A 1,781-nucleotide genomic window follows, 5' to 3' on the forward strand; every position below is an offset into this window, starting at 1 on the left:
CCTATTTAAGTGATGTGCTGAAAAGGTTGCCGACACATAAAGTGACTCAGATTGAAGAATTGCTACCACACCGCTGGAAATCCAACTCAAATTAAAAAATAGGCATGGGGTTCAGCGGACGCTTACTATCAAGCTTAGAAAAGCTAAGTATTGCTAGCCAGTATGCAGTGAAGTGTTTAAAGAATTCATTTGAATCATGATTAAGTATTTCGACAAACCATCTAATGACTCGTATTGAAGAACATTTAATCTTAGGTGCATCTTGCAATAGCGTATGGCAATGACTGCACTTTGTCACTCCTGAGCTAAGCGATATAGAGTATCCACATTGATAACATTTATCGACAAGGAAAATAGAGTGTATAGGGCATGCATATAAGGGTCTTAAAAGCCAAATTTTTTTAAAAAATGGCTGTTCTTCTATGCATTGTGGGCAATAAGAATAAGGGTAGTATTTTAGTAAATCTTCATGTAGTTCTAGATTACTCCATTTTCTCGCTGATCGGCTTGTGGGGCCAGCTTTTGCAAAAGCAATACTTTGATGCTTTAGGTCTATATTAAGTAGTTGTAAGACATACATAAAACGTGGAAGATCTGCTAATTTACAATTTGGAGCGCTTTTTGCTAAGAAATGACTCTGCTCTTTATTAATTAATCTCTCGATAGATGAATGTCTATTAAGCTCAGCAACTCTTGCTAAGAAGCTCTCTGCCGATTCGCCATCATAAGGAATGGGATGAATAAGAAGGTTGCTAACTAATGTCATGAGTACTCCTTTTTTAGAGTACTAGCTAGGCTTGATAAAGACATTTCAAAAGGATTGGTTATTTGTTTACTGATAAATGATGTAATCCCTAGGTTCCAAGCCTGAATAAAGTCATTGATAGTTATGGTATTTCTATTTTCTGCCAAGGCAATTGCCATGCTTTCACGTATCAAGCTCATGACATAAGCATGATAGCCTTTTGTTGCTGTATATATTTGTACTCTCAATAGAAAGTTATCAAAATCTGGCGAAAACGAAATTTGAATTTCTGATGCCCTGTGACTGACTTCTTTGAGAAAAGGGTAAAGTGTTCCTGGCGAGGTTTGAGTGCCTAAAGTAAGAGGGTTTAATTGATAATGAAAAGGAAATCGCCTCGCGATTTGACTATCAACTTGAATGAATTCTGCAAATTCAGGTAAACCAACGAGACAAAAGCTTATACCTGTTTCATTGACTAAAGTCTTAAGCCAATTGCTCACTGTAATATTTAAACGGGTAGATGTTGCTTTACGTTCAAATAAATGATGAAACTCATCAAGAAAAACAAGCTTGGTTTCACATTGTTGCAGTAAATAGCCTAATCTATCTGTTAGGTAGGAGGTTGTGCCTGTGTGATGCGATGGATCCCCTAGCTTGTGTAACATTGTTATTGCTAAAGACTTCACTGTAGCTGGTGAAGGAACCTCAACATAGAATGCGGGAATAATCGTTTTTTTGCGATCTTTTTCTACTTTGATGGATCGTGGCATTTGACTCACAATCGTATTACATAGGGTTGTTTTCCCAAGACCACCTTTTGCCAGAAGCATACTTCCAATAGGTTCTTTGTACGCGACACTGCGCTCCGCACATTGTTGAATTCCATTAAACGCCTGCATGAATTCATCAGTAAGCATCCGGCTAACACAGCCTTACCAAGCGATCCTATAAGCCTTAATTTAGTTCCCACCTAAAAACAAGTGGGGACTTAATCCATGAACATGGATATATATTCAGCAACACCTCCTGTTGCTAA

Annotated in this window: 3 protein-coding genes; 1 reads left to right on the plus strand and 2 read right to left on the minus strand. The window is 37.7% G+C overall.

Annotated features, from left to right (window positions below; translation table 11 throughout):
- The coding region (locus AC07E5_RS09835; protein WP_141192749.1) for a transposase domain-containing protein at positions 1-95 on the plus strand (95 nt) is incomplete at its 5' end.
- On the opposite strand, the gene AC07E5_RS09840 is transcribed toward AC07E5_RS09835, so the two are convergent.
- Together AC07E5_RS09840 and AC07E5_RS09845 are read right to left on the minus strand one after the other, a co-directional pair.
- The gene (locus AC07E5_RS09840; RefSeq protein ID WP_498625353.1) at positions 92-766 is read right to left on the minus strand and encodes a TniQ family protein; all 675 of its coding nucleotides are present in this window, start codon (positions 764-766) and stop codon (positions 92-94) included. The two genes, AC07E5_RS09835 and AC07E5_RS09840, sit on opposite strands and share 4 nt — an antisense overlap.
- Complete coding sequence (locus AC07E5_RS09845) at positions 763-1,662, minus strand: TniB family NTP-binding protein (protein ID WP_498625355.1); 900 nt, start codon at positions 1,660-1,662, stop codon at positions 763-765. Before AC07E5_RS09845 ends, AC07E5_RS09840 begins: the two co-directional genes overlap by 4 nt.
- Positions 1,663-1,781: the final 119 nt, after the last annotated feature.

This window comes from Acinetobacter seohaensis, from assembly GCF_056431365.1.